Genomic DNA, 3,225 nt, shown 5'->3' on the forward strand with positions numbered 1-3,225 from the left:
TTTCGTGGTTCTCTCGAAAATTAGTTTTTGATCTTTGTGGTCAAGTTTTTAAGAGCACACGGTGGATGCCTTGGCATTAGGAGCCGAAGAAGGACGTAGGAATCTGCGATAAGCCTGGGGGAGTCGATAACCGGACTGTGATCCCAGGGTGTCCGAATGGGGAAACCCCGTCAAGCGCGCGAGTGACTTGGTGACCCGTACCTGAACACATAGGGTGCGTGGGGGGAACGCGGGGAAGTGAAACATCTCAGTACCCGCAGGAAGAGAAAACAATAGTGATTCCGTTAGTAGTGGCGAGCGAACGCGGATCAGGCTAAACCGTTCCATGTGTGATAGCCGGCGGGCGTTGCATGGTCGGGGTTGTGGGACTTTCCATACCAGTTCTGCCGGGCTGGTGGGGTGTGATGTGCGCGCATAGGTGAACGGTTTTGAAAGGCCGGCCAGAGAGGGTGTTAGTCCCGTAACCGTAATGTGTTTGTACCGCCTGTGAGAGTATCCCAAGTAGCACGGGGCCCGAGAAATCCCGTGCGAATCTGTCAGGACCACCTGATAAGCCTAAATACTCCCTAATGACCGATAGCGGACCAGTACCGTGAGGGAAAGGTGAAAAGTACCCCGGGAGGGGAGTGAAACAGTACCTGAAACCGTGTGCTTACAATCCGTCGGAGCCAGTCTGATTCTGGTGACGGCGTGCCTTTTGAAGAATGAGCCTGCGAGTTAGTGTTACGTCGCGAGGTTAACCCGTGTGGGGCAGCCGTAGCGAAAGCGAGTCTGAATAGGGCGTGTGAGTGGCGTGATCTAGACCCGAAGCGAAGTGATCTACCCATGGCCAGGTTGAAGCGACGGTAAGACGTCGTGGAGGACCGAACCCACTTCAGTTGAAAATGGAGGGGATGAGCTGTGGGTAGGGGTGAAAGGCCAATCAAACTTCGTGATAGCTGGTTCTCCCCGAAATGCATTTAGGTGCAGCGTTGCGTGTTTCTTGCTGGAGGTAGAGCTACTGGATGGCTAATGGGCCCTACAAGGTTACTGACGTCAGCCAAACTCCGAATGCCGGTAAGTGAGAGCGCAGCAGTGAGACTGTGGGGGATAAGCTTCATAGTCGAGAGGGAAACAGCCCAGACCACCAACTAAGGCCCCTAAGCGTGTGCTAAGTGGGAAAGGATGTGGAGTTGCCCAGACAACCAGGAGGTTGGCTTAGAAGCAGCCACCCTTAAAAGAGTGCGTAATAGCTCACTGGTCAAGTGATTCCGCGCCGACAATGTAGCGGGGCTCAAGTACACCGCCGAAGTTGTGGCATTCACATATGTTCCTAGCCTTCGTGGTTCAGGAGTGTGGATGGGTAGGGGAGCGTCGTGTGGGCGGTGAAGCTGCGGTGTAAACCAGTGGTGGAGCCTACACGAGTGAGAATGCAGGCATGAGTAGCGAAAGACGGGTGAGAAACCCGTCCGCCGAATGATCAAGGGTTCCAGGGTCAAGCTAATCTGCCCTGGGTAAGTCGGGACCTAAGGCGAGGCCGACAGGCGTAGTCGATGGACAACGGGTTGATATTCCCGTACCGGTGAAGAACCGCCCATGCTGAGCGGGGGATACTAACTGCCCGAAGCCTGCCCGAGCGCCCTTGTGGTGTGAGGGTTTTGGTGGAGCGCAGGACCTGATCCTGGGAGGCAAGCGTATTAACAGGTGTGACGCAGGAAGGTAGCCGAGCCGGGCGATGGTTGTCCCGGTCTAAGGATGTAGGGCGAGTGGTAGGCAAATCCGCCACTCATGGTGCCTGAGATCTGATGGGACCCCCGTTTGGGGGGATTTGGTGATCCTATGCTGCCGAGAAAAGCATCGACGCGAGGTTCCAACTGCCCGTACCCCAAACCGACACAGGTGATCAGGTAGAGAATACCAAGGCGATCGAGAGAATTATGGTTAAGGAACTCGGCAAAATGCCCCCGTAACTTCGGGAGAAGGGGGGCCCCAACCTTGAACGGACCTTTGCGTCCGGGAGGGGATCGGGGCCGCAGAGACCAGGGGGAAGCGACTGTTTACTAAAAACACAGGTCCGTGCGAAGTCGCAAGACGATGTATACGGACTGACTCCTGCCCGGTGCTGGAAGGTTAAGAGGACCGGTTAGCCGCAAGGCGAAGCTGAGAATTTAAGCCCCAGTAAACGGCGGTGGTAACTATAACCATCCTAAGGTAGCGAAATTCCTTGTCGGGTAAGTTCCGACCTGCACGAATGGAGTAACGACTTCCCCGCTGTCTCAACCATAAACTCGGCGAAATTGCAGTACGAGTAAAGATGCTCGTTACGCGCAGCAGGACGGAAAGACCCCGAGACCTTTACTATAGTTTGGTATTGGTGTTCGGAGTGGCTTGTGTAGGATAGGTGGGAGACGTTGAAGCCCGGACGCCAGTTCGGGTGGAGTCATCGTTGAAATACCACTCTGGTCACTTTGGACATCTAACTTCGGCCCGTAATCCGGGTCAGGGACAGTGCCTGATGGGTAGTTTAACTGGGGCGGTTGCCTCCTAAAAAGTAACGGAGGCGCCCAAAGGTTCCCTCAGCCTGGTTGGCAATCAGGTGTCGAGTGTAAGTGCACAAGGGAGCTTGACTGTGAGAGAGACATCTCGAGCAGGGACGAAAGTCGGGACTAGTGATCCGGCGGTACATTGTGGAATGGCCGTCGCTCAACGGATAAAAGGTACCTCGGGGATAACAGGCTGATCTTGCCCAAGAGTCCATATCGACGGCATGGTTTGGCACCTCGATGTCGGCTCGTCGCATCCTGGGGCTGGAGTAGGTCCCAAGGGTTGGGCTGTTCGCCCATTAAAGCGGTACGCGAGCTGGGTTTAGAACGTCGTGAGACAGTTCGGTCCCTATCCGCTGCGCGCGCAGGAAATTTGAGAAGGGCTGTCCTTAGTACGAGAGGACCGGGACGGACGAACCTCTGGTGTGTCAGTTGTACTGCCAAGTGCACCGCTGATTAGCTACGTTCGGATGGGATAACCGCTGAAAGCATCTAAGCGGGAAGCTCGCTTCAAGATGAGATTTCCATACACATTTATGTGTGAGAGGCCCCCAGCCAGACCACTGGGTTGATAGGCCGGATGTGGAAGCGAGGACTAACGACTCGTGAAGCTGACCGGTACTAATAGGCCAACAACTTACACCACACAGAAACATACAAAATTCTGCTTGCGTCCACTATGTGGTTCCCAACCAACAACCCC

At 54.9% G+C, this 3,225-nt stretch carries 1 rRNA gene; it reads left to right on the forward strand.

Annotated features, from left to right (window positions below):
• Positions 1 to 38 precede the first annotated feature (38 nt).
• A 23S ribosomal RNA gene (locus ACTJK0_RS13980) occupies positions 39 to 3,168 on the forward strand.
• Positions 3,169 to 3,225 lie beyond the last annotated feature (57 nt).

This window comes from Paenarthrobacter sp. 22069, from assembly GCF_052046035.1.
Lineage (GTDB): Bacteria > Actinomycetota > Actinomycetes > Actinomycetales > Micrococcaceae > Arthrobacter.